Origin of the sequence: Pseudomonas sp. ACM7 (assembly GCF_004136015.1) — a bacterium.
In the GTDB taxonomy this organism is placed as follows: Bacteria; Pseudomonadota; Gammaproteobacteria; order Pseudomonadales; family Pseudomonadaceae; genus Aquipseudomonas; species Aquipseudomonas frigoris.
On record NZ_CP024866.1, the window covers coordinates 749,833 to 767,772 of the forward strand.

Genomic DNA, 17,940 nt, shown 5'->3' on the forward strand with positions numbered 1-17,940 from the left:
CATCTTCGCGAGCAAGCCCGCTCCCACATTAGTCCTGCGAACACAGGTCAAATGTGGGAGCGGGCTTGCTCGCGAAGAACGATTACGCGGTTTTGCGGGCTCTCTCACTTAGAAACTTCAGCAGTGCGTCGGTGACAAACTGCGGATTCTCCAGATTGGAGATATGCCCCGCCTCCGGCACCAGCAGATACGGGCAACCGATCAACTCGGCCATTTCCCCTGTCTCCGACGGCGGCCGCGGCTTGTCCTGATCGCCACACATCAGCAGCGTGGTGTCAGGATTCAATTCGGCCAGACGCGGCAACAGATCATCCCGCCCAAACGTAATCCGCCCCATCGGCACGATGCTCTCTCGCAGACGCTCCGGCGGCAGTGCGGCCAGTTTGGCGCGGAAATCCTGATACAGCGCCGACTGCGGATCGATACCCGGACGGAAGAAGATCGGCACGACGATATCGAGCAGCTGCGGCGCGATCACGCCGGTGTCTTCGATCTGTTTGAACAGCGAGAAATAGTATTGGCGAGTCGGTTCCGGCTCGACGCCGACGTAGGTGTCCATCAGCACCAGACCGTTGATCCGCTGCGGCGCCGACAGCGCCAGACGCACGCCCCACATGCCACCGACCGAGAGACCGACCAGCGTGACACGGTCGATGTCCAGATGATCGAGCAGCGCCAGTGCCTGGCGCGCTACGTCATCCAGCGACTGTGTGCACTCGGGCATCCGCCCGGATTCACCATGGCCCCACAGGTCCAGAGCGATCACCCGATACTGCTGCGACAGAGCGGCAATCTGCGGCGCCCACATGGCCTGGTCCCACAGGTAGCTGCCGGCCAGCAGAACGGCAGGGCCTGTGCCTTGATCAATGTAGTGAAGCGCTTGTCCGTCTATTGTTGCGAAGGGCATCGGTTGTCTCCTCTCCAAAATGGCACAGGCAGACTGTGCCGCTGACGATCCACAGTCAACTTTGCAGTGTCTGTACCGGCCCTTTCGCGAGCAAGCCCGCTCCCACATTAGTCCTGCGTACACAGATCAAATGTGGGAGCGGGCTTGCTCGCGAAGGGGCATTCACAATCGCTAGAGAATCAAAGCCCCTCCAACTCCGCCATCAAATCGTTAAGGCGATCCACCTTCTCCTCAGTGATGTCGCTCGCCGCCAATCCGTCGATGTACCCAGCCAACTCCGCCACCGTGCTGCATTCAAACATCGCCCGCAGCGGCACATCCCGTTGCAGAGCTTTCTGCACCCGCGAAGCGATCTGCGTTGCCAGCAATGAATGCCCGCCCAGCTCGAAGAAGTTGTCGCGAATACCCACCTTCTCGACCTTCAGCACCTCGGCCCAGATATCCGCCAGCGTCTGCTCCAGTTCATTGCGCGGCGCCCGGTAGCCCTGGCTCTGCAACTGGCCGATCTCCAGCGCCGGCAAAGCCTTGCGATCAAGTTTGCCGTTGGCGTTGAGCGGCATGCGATCCAGCCATAGCCAGTGCAACGGCACCATGTATTCCGGCAGTTCGGCACGCAGGCGTTGCTTGATGCGTTCCAGTCGCTCGGTTGGATTGATCAAAGAATCAGCCGCTACCAAATAGCCGACCAGATGTTTGCCGTTGACCCCTTCCTGTACACCCACCGCCGCTTCGCGCACTTGCGGTTGCTCATGCAGACGCGCTTCGATTTCACCCAGTTCGATGCGGTAGCCGCGGATCTTCACTTGATGGTCGATCCGCCCGACGTATTCCAGCACGCCGTCACTGCGCCGACGGGCCAGGTCGCCGGTGCGATACAGACGATCACCCGGCGCACCAAACAGGTCAGGCACAAACACTTGAGCCGTGCGCAAAGGATCACTGACGTAGCCACGGCCGACACCGGTACCCGCGACGCACAACTCGCCCACCACACCCAACGGCACCAGTTCCAAGGCACCATCAAGCAAGTACAAACGGTTGTTGTCGGTCGGCGTACCAATCGGCAGGTAGCTGCCGCGCGTCGACGCCATGTCGACGCGAAAGAAAGCCACGTCATCCGAGCATTCCGCCGGACCGTAAGCATTCACCAGCCCGATCTCCGGGTAGCGCTGCAGCCACTGATGCGCCAGCTCCGGCGGCATTGCCTCACCGGTCGGCAGCATCCAGCGCAGACCGTCGAGACTCATGCGTTCCTGGGCGAGCATGCCCTGAATCAGCGACGGCACGCTTTCCAGCACGGTGATGCCCTGGGCCGCCACATGCGCCAGCAACCCTTGCAGATCATGGGCGATGGTGTTCGGCACGATGTCCACCCGAGCGCCGAACAGCGGTGCGGCGAGGAACTGCCAGACCGAAATGTCGAAACTTTGCGAGGCGGTCTGAGCGATCACATCGGCATCGCTCAAATTCAGGTACGGCACCTTGCTCAACTGGTTGTTGAGCATGCCGCGCTGTTCGACCATCACGCCTTTCGGCAGGCCGGTCGAGCCCGAGGTGTAGATCACGTAGGCGAGGTTGTCCGGGCCGCTGTAGATGCCCGGGTTGGCAACCGAAACATCGCTCGCCTGTACCTCTTCCCAGACCAACAACGTGGGCCGGTTGGCGCAACCGAACTCATCCAGCAGCGCCAACGCATGCTCGCGGCAGGCCTGAGAACAAACCAGCAACGGCGTGCGGCTCAGGTCAATGATCCGGCTCAGACGCTGACTCGGCAGCCCCGGATCCAGCGGCAAATAACCTGCGCCAGCCTTGAAGCTGCCGATGATCATGCCCAGCAGATCGAGGTTGCGTTCAGCCAGCAACGCCACCGGTTGATCCAGCCTTACGCCAGCGGCGATCAAGGCATGACCGAGACGGTTACTGCGCTGGTTCAGCTCAAGGTAACTGTGCTGCTGATCCAGGCAACTGGCGGCAACCCGTTGCGGATGCTGAGCAACCTGCGCTTCAAACAATGAGACGTAACTCTGCTCCAGCGGGTACTCGTGTTCGCTCTGGTTGCAGCCGTGGATCAGGAAGTCCTGTTCCTCGGCACCCAGCAACGGCAGATCGGCCATGTCGCCGTGGAAACCTTCGACCAGTGCCAGCAGCAACCGTTTGAACTCGCCGAGCATGCGCTCGACGGTCGACTCATCGAAATAACGCTGGTCGTAAGACAGGTGCAAACCCAGGTCCTCGCCCGGATAGCAGACCGCCGTCAGCGGGAAGTTGGTGTGGGTGCGGCCCGAATCCGAGGTCGCGTTGAGGCTTTGCGCACGGTCCAGCACCGAGACTTCCACCGGGGCGTTTTCGAACACGAACAGGCTGTCGAACAACGGCTGGCCCTTGGGCAGTTCGCTGTTTTCCTGAATGCTCACCAGCGGCAGGTATTCGTACTCGCGCAGTTGCATGTTGCTGTCGAGCAAGCCACTGAGCCATTGACGAACACTGCAACGCTGATCGTCTTCGGGCATTTTTACCCGTAGCGCGATGCTGTTGATGAACAGCCCGACCGTGCGTTGCATCTGCGGCATGTCCACCGGACGCCCGGCCACCGTGACACCAAACAGCACGTCGCGATCACCACTCAAACGACGCAACACCAGCGCCCACGCCGCTTGGGCAAAGGTATTGATGGTCAGTTGATGCGCCTGAGCCAGTTCGCGCAGTTGCGCACCGTCACGAGCATCGAGCCTTGTGTAGCGGTCGCCGACGATCATGCCGCCGCTTTCGCCGGCATGTTCACGCAGGAACGGCCGGTCGCTCGGAATCGGCGTGGTCCGCTCGAAGCCTTGCAGGTTGGTTTTCCACCACTGCCGCGCCTCGGCCAGGCTTTGGCGTTGCAGCCAGCCGATGTAGTCGCGATAACGCGGTGGCACGGCCAGTTGCGCGTCCCGGCCTTCGCCGAGGGCGGTGTAGATTTCGAAGAAATCGTTCATCAGCAGCGACCGGCACCAGGCATCAATGAGGATGTGGTGGTTGCTCATCATGAACCAGTAACGCGCCGCGCCGACCTTGATCAGGCGCAGGTGGAACGGTGCCTGATTGAGCAGATCGAACCCGGCCTCGCGCTCGCTTTTGAGCAGCGCCTGCAACTTCGGCTCTTGCTCGGCTTCAGCGATTGCCGTCCAGTCCAGATACTCGATCGGCGTGCTGCCCGGCTTGTGGATAACTTGCAGCATGTCTTCGCCGACGTTCCAGCAGAACGACGCGCGCAGGGCTTCGTGACGGGCGATCACCGCTTGCCAGGCCTGGGCGAAACGCTGCGGGTCGAGCTCGCTGTTGATGCGGTAGCGATCCTGCATGTAGTAGAGGCCGGTGCCCGGTTCCAGCAAGGTGTGCAGCAGCATGCCTTCCTGCATAGGCGTCAGCGGGTAGACGTCTTCGATGACGGCGGTCGGGATTGGCAGCGCGTCGAGTTGCGGTTGAGTCAGCTTGGCCAGCGGGAAGTCCGAGGGCGTCAGTCCGCCCGCGTCGTCGTGCAAGCAATGCTCGATCAGGCTCTGCAATTCGCCGAGGTAAGTGTCTGCCAATTCAGTGATGGTCTGCAGATCGTGGCGTTCGGCGCTGAAGTTCCAACGCAGCACCAGCTCACCGCCATAGACCTGGCTGTCGACGCTCAGCTCATTGGGCAGCGGCGCGCACGGATCATGGGCCGCGCCGACCGCTTCATCGAGAGGACGGAACAAGGCGTCCGCGCCGAAGCTCTGGTCGAACTGGCCGAGATAGTTGAAGGTGATCGGCGCCACCGGCAAGGCCGCCATGGTCTGCCGGCTCGAGTCATCGGCGAGATAACGCAGCACGCCATAACCCAGACCTTTGTGCGGGACCGCGCGCAGTTGTTCCTTGATCGCCTTGATCGAGGCGCCCTGCCCGTTTTTCGGCGTCAAGCGCAGCGGGTAAGCGCTGGTGAACCAGCCGACGGTGCGGGTCAGGTCGATCTCGTCGAACAGCGTTTCGCGGCCGTGACCTTCGAGTTGAATCAGCGCCGATTCGTGACCGCTCCAGCGGCACAGCACGCGGGCCAAAGCGGTCAGCAGCAAGTCGTTGACCTGGGTGCGATAGGCACTCGGCGCTTGCTGCAACAATTGGCGGGTGCGCTCGCTGTCGAGGCGCACGCTGACGGTTTGCGCATGACCATTCTGCCGGCCACCCTCGGGGCGATCACACGGTAATTCGGCGCTTTGACCGGCCAGTTGCGACTGCCACCAGCTCAATTCTTCACGCAGGGATTCGCTACCGGCATACGCTTGCAAACGTGCCGCCCAGTCCTTGAAGGCACTGGTTTTCGCCGGCAGTTTTGCCGACTGCCCCGCGTCCAGTTGGCGATACACCGTTTGCAAATCGTCCAGCAACACCCGCCACGAAACCCCATCCACGACCAAGTGGTGAATGGCGATGAACAGCCGTTGTTGGCCCTCGGGACCGTCGACCAGCAGCGCGCGCATCAGCGGCCCTTCCTCAAGGTCAAGGCTGCGCTGGGCATCAGCGAACAGCGCCGCGCATTTGTCCATGGACGAAACACGCACTTGCCACAGCACCGGCGCGTCGGAAACCACCTGGTGCTCGGCCTGCCATTGACCTGCTATTTCAGAGAAACGCAAACGCAAGGCGTCGTGCTGTTCGATCACTGCCAGCAGTGCTTGCTCCAGGCGATGGGGCTCTAGCGCCTCGGTCGGTTCCAGCAGCAATGCCTGGTTCCAGTGTTGGCGCTGGGGGATGTCGGTGTCGAAGAACCAGTGCTGGATCGGCGTCAGACGCGATTCGCCGGTCAGCAAACCTTGCTCGGCCGTGACCTGCTCGGTGCGGGTCGCCACGGCGGCCAGGGTCTGCACGGTCTGGTGCTGGAACAGGTCACGAGGGCTGAAGTGAATGCCCTGCTGCCGCGCACGGCTGACCACCTGGATCGACAAAATCGAATCGCCGCCCAGTTCGAAGAAGTTGTCGTTGAGGCCGACCTGCAGGACGTTCAGCACTTCGCACCAGATCGCGGCCAGCGTCAGTTCAAGCTCGTTGCTCGGTGCCACGTAATGCTGACGGTTCAGCTCCGGGTCCGGTGCCGGCAATGCGCGGCGGTCGAGTTTGCCGTTGGTGGTCAGCGGCATGCTGGCCAGCAGGATCAAATGCGTTGGCACCATGTAATCCGGCAGCTGGGACTTGAGGTGCGCCTTCAACGCCTCACGCAGTGCGTTTTGTTGCGCTTCATCTTGCTCGGCGACTTCAGTCACCAGATAGCCGACCAGTTGTTTGCCGCTCGGGGCATCCAGCGCCAGCACCACGGCTTCACGGATCGATTCATGTTCCAGCAGTCGGGTTTCGATTTCGCCCAGTTCAATGCGGAAACCACGAATCTTCACTTGATGGTCAATACGTCCGAGGTATTCCACCAGACCATCGGCGCGCTGACGCACCAGATCGCCGGTGCGGTACAGACGCCCGCCATTGGCGGCGAACGAATCAGCCACAAAACGTTCGGCCGTCATGCCCGGACGCTGGTGATAACCCTGCGCCAGACCAGCGCCGCCGACGTACAACTCGCCCGTCGCGCCTTGCGGCACCAACGCCAGATCAGCGTCGAGGATGTAGGCCACGCGCGCGCCGATCACACTGCCGATCGGCACGCTGCCGAGGCCTTCTTCCAATTGCTCGGGCGCCAGACTGGCCAGCGGCATGACCACGGTTTCGGTCGGGCCGTAGGCGTTGAAAAACAGGCTCGGCTTGAACGCCGCGCGAATCCGCGCCAGGTGCTCGCCAGTCAGCGCTTCACCGCCGGTGATGCACATGCGCACCGGCAGGATTTCGCCCTGCGTCGCCAGCCACTGCGCCAATTGGCTGCCGTAGCTTGGGGTGAAGCCGAGGATGTTGATGTTGTGACGGCGAATCAGCCCGCAGATTTCTTCCGCGTCCCACTGACCTTGAGCGCGCAAAACGACTTGAGCACCACTCAACAGCGGCACCAGCAACCGCTCGGTCGCGGCGTCGAAGTTGATGGAATAGAAGTGCAGTTCGCAATCGTCCGGGCGCATGCCGAAGCGCGCGATCACCGCGCGGCAGTGCATGGCGATTTCACCGTGGGACACCACCACGCCTTTCGGTTTGCCGGTGGAGCCCGAGGTGTAAATCAGGTACGCCTGATGCTGCGGCAGGCTGATAAACAGCAGCTCGGTGGCCGGGTAGTTGGCCAGTTCTGCTGTGTCCTCCTCCAGGCACCAGCGAGCCACGGTAGGCGGTAGTTCGCCAAGCGCTTCGAACATCGCCGCATCGCTGAGCAGCAAACCGATGCCACTGTCTTCGATCATGTAGTGCAAACGATCCAGCGGGTATTCCGGGTCCAGCGGCACGTAGGCGCCGCCCGCCTTGAGGATCGCCAGCAGGCCGACGACCATTTCCAGTGAACGCTCAAGCGCCAGACCGACCCGAACCTGCGGCCCGACGCCACGCTCGCGGAGCATCCAGGCCAGGCGATTGGCGCGGCTGTCGAGTTCGGTGTAGCTCAGGGTTTGCCCGGCGAAGGTCAGTGCCGGCGCATCTTTGCGCGCCAGCGCCTGCTCGCTGAACAGGTGATGAATGCACTGGTCGAGGCGATGTTCGCCCGGCTCGACGCCGAGGCTGTCGAGCAGGTTTTGCTGTTCGGTGGCTTCCAGCAGCGGCAGCTCACTGAGGCGCTGTTGCGGATCGGCCAGCAGCGCTTCCAGCAGGTTGCGCCAATGCCCGGCCATCCGCGCAATGCGTGGTTCATCGAACAGATCGGTGCTGTAGGTCAGGCAGCAACCCAGGCGATGGTCGAGGTCGGTGACTTCCAGGTTGAGGTCGAACTTGGTCGCACGCGCATCGTTGGCCAGGTATTCGACGGTCATGCCCGCGAGTGTGCGGCTCTGCTGGAATTCCCAGCGCTGCACGTTGCACATCACCTGGAACAACGGGTTGTAAGCGGCGCTGCGCGGTGGCTGCAAGGCTTCCACCAAGTGATCGAACGGCAAGTCCTGATGGGACTGGCCTTCGATCACGGTATGGCGAACCTGCTCGAACAATTCGCTGACGGACATCTGCCCGTCGAGCTGGCAACGCAACACTTGGGTGTTGAGGAACGCCCCGATCAGCCCTTCGCTTTCCGGACGAATCCGGTTGGCCACCGGCGCGCCGATGCGCAGGTCGGTCTGACCGCTGTAGCGGTAAAGCAGCACCGCCAACGCGGCGGTCATGGTCATGAACAGGGTCAGACCGTTTTGTGCATTGAAGGCGCGGACCCGCGCGGCAAGATCATCGCTCAGGTCGAAACGGAACAGTTCGCCCTGATGGCTTTGCACCGGTGGACGCGGACGGTCGCCCGGCAATTCCAGCAGCGGATGTTCGCGGCCCAGTTGCGCGGTCCAGTAATCGAGTTGGCGCTGACGTTCGCCGGACTCCAGCCACTGGCGCTGCCAGACGCTGTAATCCAGGTAGTGCACCGGCAGCGGTTGCAGCGGTGATTCGCGGTCATCGACGAAGGCCTCGTAGAGCGCGCTCAGTTCCCGGGCGAAGATGTCCATCGCCCAGCCTTCGGTGACGATGTGGTGCAGGGTCAGCACCAGGTAGTGCTCCTGCTCGGCGGTCTTGACCATGCAGGCGCGCAGCAGGGGTCCGGTTTCCAGATCGAAGGGTTTATGTGCCTCGTCGTCGGCCAGTTGCTGGACGCGTTGTTCGCGGCGATCAACGTCGAGCGCGGAGAAGTCCTTCCAGTCCATGCGCATCCCGGTGTCCGGGTGAACCCGTTGCTGCGCCACGCCATCGATGCTCGGGAACGTGGTGCGCAGAGTTTCATGACGCATGATCAGTGCTTGCAGCGCGGCTTCGAAGCGCCCGACATCGAGCACCCCGCGCAGCCGCGCCATGCCGCCAACGTTGTAGGCCGGGCTGTCCGGTTCCATCTGCCAGAGGAACCACATGCGCTGCTGGGAATAGGACAACGGCACCGGTTGGCTGCGATCGACTTTCTCGATCGGCGGTTGCTGGTTGGTTTTGCCGCTGGCCTGGATCAGTTGAACCTGTTCGGCAAAGGCGCCCAGTTCACTGTTTTCGAACAGCGCGCGCAGCGGCAACTCGACGTCGCAGGCCTGACGGGTGCGGGAAATGATTTGCGTGGCCAGCAAGGAATGGCCGCCGAGTGCGAAGAAATCGTCGCGCAGACCGATTTTCGCGAGGCCCAATACCTCACGCCAGATGTCGGCGATTTGTTGCTCGAGGGCAGTGACCGGTTCGACGTGCTCGCGGACTTGCCATTGCGGTTCCGGCAAGGCGCGACGATCGAGTTTGCCGCTTGGGCTCAGGGGCATTTCGTCCAGACGCATGAGTTGCGCCGGGACCATGTATTCCGGCAACTCGGCGGCCAGCGCAGCTTTCAGGCGTGCGGTTTGAGCATCAATATCTTCTGTGGAATCGGTTGCGGTGTAGTAACCGATCAACTGTCCACCGGCCGCCGTCTCTCGCACCAACACCACGGCTTGAGCGACACCGTCCTGAGCCAGCAATCGTGCTTCGATTTCTTCCGGTTCAACGCGGAAGCCACGCAGCTTGACCTGCTGATCGAGACGGCCGAGGTATTCGATCACACCGTCAGCGGTCCAGCGTGCACGGTCACCGGTGCGGTACAGACGCGCGCCCTGCTCGCCCAATGGATCGACGACAAAACGTTCTGCAGTCAGACCCGGACGCCCCAAATAGCCACGGGCCAAACCGATACCGCTGATGCACAGTTCACCCGGCACACCGGCCGGAACGGGATTGAGTGCCTCGTCGAGTACGCGGCACAGCACATTGCCCAGCGGACGACCAATCGGCGAGCGTTCGCCATCGGCCGTTGTGCAGTGCCAATGAGTGACGTTGATCGCGGTTTCGGTCGGGCCGTAGCGGTTGTGCAATTGCACGGCTGGCAGTTGTTCCAGCACGCGGTTGCGCAATTCGGCGGGCAAGGCTTCGCCGCCGGAGAATACGCAGCGCAGGCTTGTGCACTCGGCGCTCAGCGGTTCGTCGATGAACAACGCCAGCAGCGGCGGTACGAAGTGCAGCGTGGTCACGCCGAATTGCTGAACCAGTTGCGCGATGCGGTGCGGATCGCGGTGTTCGACGGGGCCGGCAATCAGCAAACGTGCACCGCTGATCAGCGGCCAGAAGCACTCCCACACCGACACGTCGAAACTGATCGGCGCCTTTTGCATCAGCACGTCGGTGTCGTTCAAACGATAGGTGTTCTGCATCCATTGCAGGCGTTCGGCGAGGGCTGCGTGGGTGTTGCCGACGCCCTTCGGCTGGCCGGTGGAACCGGAGGTGTAAATTACGTACGCCAGGTTGTCGCCGTGCAGGTGCAGGCCCGGGGCGTGGCTCGGCCAGTTCTCCAGATGCAAGGCGTCCATGGCGATCACGCTGACGCCATCGGTGGCCGGCAAGCGGTCAAGCAATTGAGTCTGGGTCAGCAGCAATTCGACGCCGCTGTCGCTGAGCATGTAGGCCAGGCGTTCGGCCGGGTAATCCGGGTCCAGCGGCACGTAGGCGCCACCGGCCTTGATGATCGCCAGCAGGCCGATCAGCAATTGCGGCGAACGCTCGGCGGCGATGGCCACGCAGACGTCCGGGCAGACGCCTTTGTCGCGCAGGTAATGGGCCAGGCGGTTGGATTGGGTGTGCAGTTCGGCGAAGTTCATGGCGCCACCGTCCCACATCAACGCGGTGCGTTCCGGGGTCAGGCGAGCCTGTTCGTTGAGCAATTCAGGCAGCCAAACGCTGGCCGGCGTACACGGTGCGGCGCTCCACGATGCTTGCTGATCGAGCTCGGACGAGGTCAGCAATTGCAGATCGCCGATGGCGATTTTCGGTTGTTCGCAAATGGCTCGCAGCAGGTTGGTGAAGTGCTCGGCCAGACGCTCGATAGTCGTCGCGTCGAACAGTTCGCTGGCGTAGTCGAAGGACAGGCTCAGGCGACCCTTTTGGTCTTCCTCGCTGTGCAGTTGCAGGTCGAACTTGGCTTCGCGGCTGTGCCACGGCAGCTCTTCAGCCAGCAGCCCTGGCAGGCGACGCAATGCGCTCAAATCCCGCTGCTGGTGGTTGAACATGACCTGGAACAAACCTTGTTCGCGGGCTTGCGGGAAGGCTTCGAGCAATTGCTCGAACGGCAGATCCTGATGCGCTTGTGCGCCCAACGCGGCCTGACGGGTTTGCGCCAGCAGCTCCACGAATGGCAGCTGCGAATCCAGTTCGGCGCGCAGCACCTGGGTGTTGATGAAGAAGCCGATCAGCCCTTGGGTTTCCAGGCGCGGACGGTTGGCGTTCGGCACGCCGATGCGGATGTCGCGTTGGCCGCTGTAGCGGTGCAGCAGGCTCTGGAACGCGGCGAGCAACAGCATGAACGAGGTGGATTCATGGGCCTGGGCGGTCTGGCGAATGGCATCGCTCAGGGTCGCGCCCAACCGTACGGTGTGGCGCGCGGCGCTGTGAAGGTGTTGCGCCGAACGCGGATGGTCAGTGGCCAGGCTCAGGGTCGGATGGTCACAGCCCAATTGCGCTTTCCAGTAAGCCAGCTGACGCTCGCCCTCCCCTTGCGCCAGCCATTGACGCTGCCAGCTGCCGTAATCGGCGTACTGGGTCGGCAATACCGGAAGCGTCGCCTTTTTTCCTTGGGACGCTGCGGCATACAGGCGCGAGAACTCGTCGATCAGCACGTTCAGCGACCAACCGTCGGCGATGATGTGATGCATCGTCACCAACAGTTGATGGTCCTCATCATCGAGACGCACCAGAGTCACCCACAGCAGCGGGCCTTGCTGCAGATCGAATTGCGTGCGGGCTTCGTCTTCACGGATCTGCTGTGCGCGAGCTTCACACTCGGCAACCGGCAGGTCGCTGATATCGATGAGTTGCAGGTTGAATTCGCTCGCTGCATCGACCTGTTGCAGCGCCACACCATCACGTTCGAAGAACCGCGTGCGCAGGGATTCGTGACGCTCGATCAACTGTTGGAAGCTGGCGCGCAAGGCGTCTTCATCCAGCTCGCCGCGCAGGCGCAAGGCGCCGGGAATGTTGTAGGCGCTGCTCTGCGGGTCAAGTTGCCAGGTGATCCACAGACGGTTTTGCGCAAGCGATTGCGGCATGGCATCGGTGCGCGACAACGGGGTGATCGCGCCTTGGGCGAGTCCCCCGTCCTGTTGCTGCTGAGCGACTTCGGCGGCAAACGCGCCGAGGGTCGGCGCTTCAAACAGCAGGCGCAGGTTCAGCTCCAGACCGAGTGCTTCGCGCAGACGCGCAACCACCTGAGTGGCGGCAATGGAGTTGCCGCCCAGCAGGAAGAAGTGATCGTCGGCGCTGACCTGTTTGACGCTCAGCTGCTCGCACCAGATCTGGCCGATCAGGGTTTGCAGTTCGGAACCTGATTCAGTCGCGGATTTACTTTCGATGTCTGCCGACGGGAACAATGCATAGCTTTCGAGGCTGCCGTCCGCCAGACGATTGCGGCATGCCGAGCGTTGCAGTTTGCCGCTGGAGGTCTTGGGCAACGCGCCCGGATTGAGCAGTACCACCACGCTTGGCGCTTCCTGATACGCCTCGGCCACGGCTTGGCGGATGGCTTTGATCAGGGCATCGGGCGGGAGGATTTTCTGCACGCTGCGGCTGATTTCCGCCGCAATGCCGATGCCTTCCTGCCCCTCGATGTTGACGGCGAAAGCGGCGACACGACCTTTGCGCACCACCTCCACTTCGCGCTCGATGGTTTGCTCGATGTCCTGCGGATAAAGGTTGTGGCCACGGACGATCAACATGTCTTTCAGGCGCCCGGTGATGAACAGTTCACCGCCGCGCATAAAGCCCAGGTCACCGGTGCGCAGCCAGGTGCGGCCAGCGTGCTGAACGAAGGTTTTGGCGCTGGCCTCCGGATTGCGCCAGTAACCGTGGGCGATACTTGGTCCGGCGGCCCAGACTTCGCCAACCGCGTCGTCAGCCAACTCGGTGAGGGCTGCTGGATCGACAATCAGCACCGCGTGATCCGGCTGACTGATGCCGCAACTCATGATCGGGCTGCCATCGCCCCGCTCGGCACGGTTTTGTGCCAGGGCTTGATCGTCCACGCGCAGGTTGCCAATGCCCTGACCGCGAGGGCTGCCAGCCACGAACAGCGTCGCTTCGGCCAACCCGTAGGACGCCATGAAACTGTCTTGGGTGAAACCGCAGGCCGCGAACTTCTCGGCGAAGCGTTCCAGCGTATCGAGGCGAATCGGTTCGGAACCGGAATACGCCACGCGCCAGCCACTCAGGTCGAGGCGTTCCAGGGCCGATTCACTGACCCGCTCGCTGCACAATCGATAGGCAAAATCCGGCCCGCCGCTGATGGTCCCGCCGTACTCGCTGATTGCTTCCAGCCAGCGCAACGGTCGGCCGAGGAAATACGCCGGTGACATCAACACGCATGGCACGCCGCTGAAAATCGGCTGCAACAGACCGCCGATCAGGCCCATGTCGTGGTACAGCGGCAACCAGCTGACGATCACGTCGTCAGGATTCAGATCAATACCGAAGCCGTGGCGAATCAGCAGTTCATTGGCCACCAGGTTGCCGTGGCTGACTTGCACCCCTTTCGGCAGCGCGGTGGAACCGGAGGTGTATTGCAGGAACGCGATGTGGTCGTCTGCAAGGTTCGGCGCCACCCAACGTTCGGCCAATGCACTGTCGACGGTGTCGACGCACAGCAACGGCGGCGCACCGTCGATTTGCAGCAACGCATCGCGCAGAGCGGCGCTGGTCAGCAGCAGACGCGGTTCGGCATCGCTAATGATCGACAGCAAACGCTCCTGATGATGACGACGAGCCGACTCCGGCGGATAGGCCGGCACCGCGATCACACCGGCGTACAGGCAGCCGAAGAACGCCGCGACGTAATCCGGACCGCTGGGAAACAGCAGCACCGCGCGATCGCCAAACGCAGCCTCGCCCTGCAACGCGCCAGCAATGATCCGCGCCCGCTGATCCAGCTCGCGATAACTGAGCACCACAGCCTGATCCTGGGTTTCGGCGAGAAAACGCAAGGCCACCCGATCCGGCGTCAGGGCCGCTCGGCGCTGAAGGGCTTGGACCAGTGTGCTGGGGAGTTCGAACGCGTCGGTCATGAGGTTTCCTGCCTGAATTCGGCTTGCAAGTGGAATCGGTTTTCTGACGTCACGCCCCTTCGAGGGCGTGCAGGACGCGGTCTTCGCCGACCGCGCAAGGCTTGGGAATGCTGTTTTGGCCGCAGCCGCTACCCGGAACCATTCACCAATGAGAACGGTTGACCTCTTGAAATAATTAGTCGGTAAGCCTGATCGCCAATGGGGCTGCAGTGCGTCAGCGTGTCGCAGTTCTCACTCTGCACCTTCGCGGCGCATTAGTTCTATTTCTCATTTGACAATCATTATCATTAAGAATAATTTGTCGCTCGATGTGTTGGACGGCTAAGCCCCCGCTTGCCGTCCCGCTAACCTATTGGCAGCAAGGTGATTTCCATGACGGAACAAGTGTCCACAAGCAGGTGCGATTCACCGCTACTTCAGGCATTCGTCGACAATCGACTGATTCTGGTCAAGATTGCAGCCCGCATTACCGGCTGCCGGTCGCGTGCTGAAGACGTAGTGCAGGATGCGTTTTTCCGGCTGCAATCAGCGCCGCAGATCACGTCCTCGTTCAAGGCTCAGCTCAGCTACCTGTTCCAGATCGTGCGCAACCTGGCGATCGATCACTACCGCAAACAGGCGCTGGAGCAGAAGTATTCGGGCCCTGAAGAGGAAGGCCTGAACGTGGTGATTCAAGGTGCTTCGCCGGAAACCTCGCACATCAACTTCTCGACCCTGGAACACATCGCCGACGCGCTGACCGAGCTGCCCAGCCGCACCCGCTACGCCTTCGAGATGTACCGCCTGCACGGCGTGCCGCAAAAGGACATCGCCAAGGAGCTTGGCGTCTCGCCGACCCTGGTGAACTTCATGATTCGCGATGCGCTGGTGCACTGCCGCAAGGTGTCGGGCAGTCGTGTGGATACCTTTGCCCGCCGCTAAGATCTGAAATTTGCGTCGCCCCCTTCGCGAGCAAGCCCGCTCCCACATTGGATCTTTTGTGAACACACTCTTTGTGGACACTGGAGATCAAATGTGGGAGCGGGCTTGCTCGCGAAGACTGACTCAAGGTCGGTGCAGACCTTGAGACTTACATCTCAAACCAACACACACCGATCAAAAAACCGCTCACGCCCCAGCACCATCAGCGCCGCACGCTTGTGTGGGAAGTCGAACGCTTTCTCGCAGTGGAAACCCTGGCTCTGCATATGCCCGATCATCTTCGCGTTGTCGGCGCGAGGCTCGGCAACCACTCGCTGAGTGCGTGGATCGTCGAGAAACAGGTAGTGCGTCAACGCCGATAACCAGCTCGCCACCTTGTGCGGGCCACGGTGATTTTCTTCACCCACCAACATGTGAATACCGCGGTCGTAATCGCCGGCGTCATAGAACGGCGCGATGCGATCTTCCTTGGCCCAATACGCTTCAAAGTAGGCGAACGGCTGATCATCGAAACACCCGATCAGCGTCAGGGTATGGGGATCGGCTTCAAGCTTGCTCAGGTACTCGTGATGCTGCTCGAGGCTGCCCTCCTCCTGCCAGAAACTCGCCACGCGCGGGCTGTTCTGCCAACGATTGAAACGCGCCAGGTCCAGGCCGATGTCAACCGTGCGCAGGGAAATCCAGGCACCGAGGCGCGCATCAAAACGCAGATAGACTTCACCACGCGGTTTCACCGGGCGCAGCGGATGACGCTTGCCGCCACTGATGACCATTTGCTGCGGATAACTCGATGTCTGTGACACGCCCAGCCAAGGCTGCGGCAACTGCCAGAACAGCGTGCGTTCGCAACGATACTGGCCGACGATTTCGGTAGGGATCAGCAACCCGCCGAGCAATGCTTCGGTGGGGGCTTCATCGAGATGCCAGGTCAGGCGCTGGCAGACCGGGTCACGGGCAAACAGCCAATAACAGACCGCCCAGACGGCCCGATTGTCGGCGTGGTCGAAGCGCTCTTCTACTTGCACATGCAGCTCGGGCTCGCGAGTCAGACGCAACTGAATCAGCGGCTGCCCTTCAAGGCTGAGGCACAGGTGGCTTTCGGTTTCATCAGCTACAAGACGGCTTCCTGTCGGCAAGGCCAGGGCAGTCAGGTCATTCAGAGTGGACATGGGTCGGGCTCACGTTAATCGTCGACAGTTCAACGAGGTGACGTGAGCCAGTGCGGGAAATTTAAGAAAAGTCGGTCAATACGCGACCTGTGGTGCGATCTCAGGTACCCGGGACCGGCACCACGGCGATCTTGTAGGGATCGAAAATCTTCAGCATTTCGCCATTGTCCCGCAACCCTTGCAGCAACTTGCCGAACGCCTCACCACTGATGGGTGCGGCCGGACTGAGGATGGCGTAGTGGTGATAAACCTGATCGATACGTTGGGACACCAGCAGTTGATTGGCGACTTTCTCGTTGCGCAGCAGGTAATCGCTGAGGTACGAGCGCGTCACCAGGGCAACGTCGGCACGCCCACGCAGCACCATCAGCAGGTTACTGTCATGGGAATACGTCAGCGTGGCGTTGTAGTTTTGCGCGAGGAATTTTGGATCGGCATTGAAGTTGGCGAACTCGTAGTGATAGCCGCTGAACAGCGCCAGACGCTTGCCGGCGAGGTCGGCAAAATAATTCTGCTGACGAACCGGCTGGCCATCGGGTTGGCGTTGCGCGACAAAAATCTCGGCGTCTTCCAGTCCCATGTCGACAGTGGTGTGCGGGATGTCCTTCCAGCCCCAGTCCGGGTTCTCGAAAATCGCCATGTCCACCCGGCCTTGCTTGAAGTCACCAAAACGCCGGGGAATGGAAGTGGGCACCAACACAAACTGATAGCCGCTCTGCAAGGCATTGAGCGCCTCGACCAGCTGCGGCAGCAAACCGGTGTCGGCACCGGATTCCGGGCGCACGGTATAGGGGGGGAAATGTGCGGCACCGACCCGCACCAGCTGTGCGGCCTGGGACGGAACCACGCATAACGCTGCAAGCGTCGCCAGCAAAAGCCGCGAAGCCGTCCGAATTGGCGAAGACATCAAAACAACCCACTCCCCAAAAAAATACACTTCAATGCATTCAAGCTAGGCGGTTTCGGCCACTTAGCCAGTTTCCTGCGACCTGAATAAACTTATTGCTTCTCTTCCAGCACCAGAATCAACGCCTCATCGGCCAATTGATCGAGGCTCATGCTGCCGCTGGGGCGATACCAGGTGGTGGTCCAGGACAACGCACCGGTCAGAAAACGGCGGGTGATGAACACATCCCCGCGAATAAAACCGGCCTCCTTGGCCTCGCCCAGCACCTGAAGCCAGAGTTCTTCATAAATATCGCGCAGCGCCAGCACCTGCGCCTGCCCGTCTTCGGACAGCGAGCGCCATTCATACACCAACACCGCCATGGCCTCGCCGCTGCCGCCCATGATCGACTGCAATTCACAACGAATCAGCGCCAGTACCCGCTCGCGCACACTGCCGGCTTCTGCCAGGGCTGCACGCATCAACGCAGTGTTGTAACGAATGGTTTCCTCCATCACCGCCCGCAGGATCTCGTCCTTGCTTTTGAAGTGATGAAAAATACTGCCTGACTGAATCCCCACGGCGCCGGCCAGATCGCGCACGGTGGTGCGTTCGTAACCTTTGTTGCGGAACAGGTGAGCCGCCACTTGCAGCAGTTTTCCGCGGGCGCTGTCCGGGTCGGTCAATTGGCCGCTATCGACCAATTCGCGCATCACCCTCAGGGCTTTTTGCTCGTCCACCCGTTCTCTCCTACAGTCGATCAATCAAATACGCCGCTCACCGCTAAAACTGCGGGGTTGCGCGGGCAATTTAAGCTGGCCGGCGCGACCAAGCAAGCGCTCGGGCAGAAGATATTTCAGCCGTTTACAAACCAAGCGCTTGCTTGGTAGTCTC

The 17,940-nt window shown here is 61.4% G+C and carries 6 protein-coding genes; 1 reads left to right on the top strand and 5 read right to left on the bottom strand.

All coding sequences use genetic code 11. From position 1 onward, the window contains the following. Nucleotides 1-82: 82 nt before the first annotated feature. On the bottom strand, nucleotides 83-907 hold the full coding sequence (locus tag CUN63_RS03650; protein WP_129437273.1) for an alpha/beta fold hydrolase: 825 nt from the start codon (nucleotides 905-907) through the stop codon (nucleotides 83-85). A gap of 179 nt (nucleotides 908-1,086) precedes the next feature. After that, the gene (locus CUN63_RS03655) at nucleotides 1,087-14,070 is read right to left on the bottom strand and encodes a non-ribosomal peptide synthetase (RefSeq protein ID WP_129437275.1); all 12,984 of its coding nucleotides are present in this window, start codon (nucleotides 14,068-14,070) and stop codon (nucleotides 1,087-1,089) included. A 372-nt stretch (nucleotides 14,071-14,442) separates the two neighbouring features. Here CUN63_RS03655 and CUN63_RS03660 point away from each other — a divergent pair, with 372 nt between their 5' ends. After that, entirely contained in the window at nucleotides 14,443-14,991 is a 549-nt protein-coding gene (locus tag CUN63_RS03660; protein WP_008145913.1) for an RNA polymerase factor sigma-70, read from the top strand. A gap of 155 nt (nucleotides 14,992-15,146) precedes the next feature. Here the strand turns inward: CUN63_RS03660 and CUN63_RS03665 are convergent, their stop codons facing one another. From CUN63_RS03665 to CUN63_RS03675, 3 genes are all read right to left on the bottom strand, one after another. Further along, the gene (locus CUN63_RS03665) at nucleotides 15,147-16,160 is read right to left on the bottom strand and encodes a GNAT family N-acetyltransferase (protein ID WP_129437277.1); all 1,014 of its coding nucleotides are present in this window, start codon (nucleotides 16,158-16,160) and stop codon (nucleotides 15,147-15,149) included. A gap of 100 nt (nucleotides 16,161-16,260) precedes the next feature. After that, nucleotides 16,261-17,067 carry an ABC transporter substrate-binding protein gene (locus tag CUN63_RS03670; protein ID WP_178082654.1) on the bottom strand — a complete coding sequence of 269 codons (807 nt, stop codon included), beginning with the start codon at nucleotides 17,065-17,067 and terminating at the stop codon, nucleotides 16,261-16,263. A gap of 92 nt (nucleotides 17,068-17,159) precedes the next feature. Continuing rightward, complete coding sequence (locus CUN63_RS03675; RefSeq protein WP_129437281.1) at nucleotides 17,160-17,786, bottom strand: TetR/AcrR family transcriptional regulator; 627 nt, start codon at nucleotides 17,784-17,786, stop codon at nucleotides 17,160-17,162. Nucleotides 17,787-17,940 lie beyond the last annotated feature (154 nt).

Bases quoted from the DNA above. Each gene is read 5' to 3' on its own strand.
- CUN63_RS03650 (WP_129437273.1), bottom strand. From the start codon at position 907: ATGCCCTTCGCAACAATAGACGGACAAGCGCTTCACTACATTGATCAA.
- CUN63_RS03655 (WP_129437275.1), bottom strand. From the start codon at position 14,070: ATGACCGACGCGTTCGAACTCCCCAGCACACTGGTCCAAGCCCTTCAG.
- CUN63_RS03660 (WP_008145913.1), top strand. From the start codon at position 14,443: ATGACGGAACAAGTGTCCACAAGCAGGTGCGATTCACCGCTACTTCAG.
- CUN63_RS03665 (WP_129437277.1), bottom strand. From the start codon at position 16,160: ATGTCCACTCTGAATGACCTGACTGCCCTGGCCTTGCCGACAGGAAGC.
- CUN63_RS03670 (WP_178082654.1), bottom strand. From the start codon at position 17,067: ATGTCTTCGCCAATTCGGACGGCTTCGCGGCTTTTGCTGGCGACGCTT.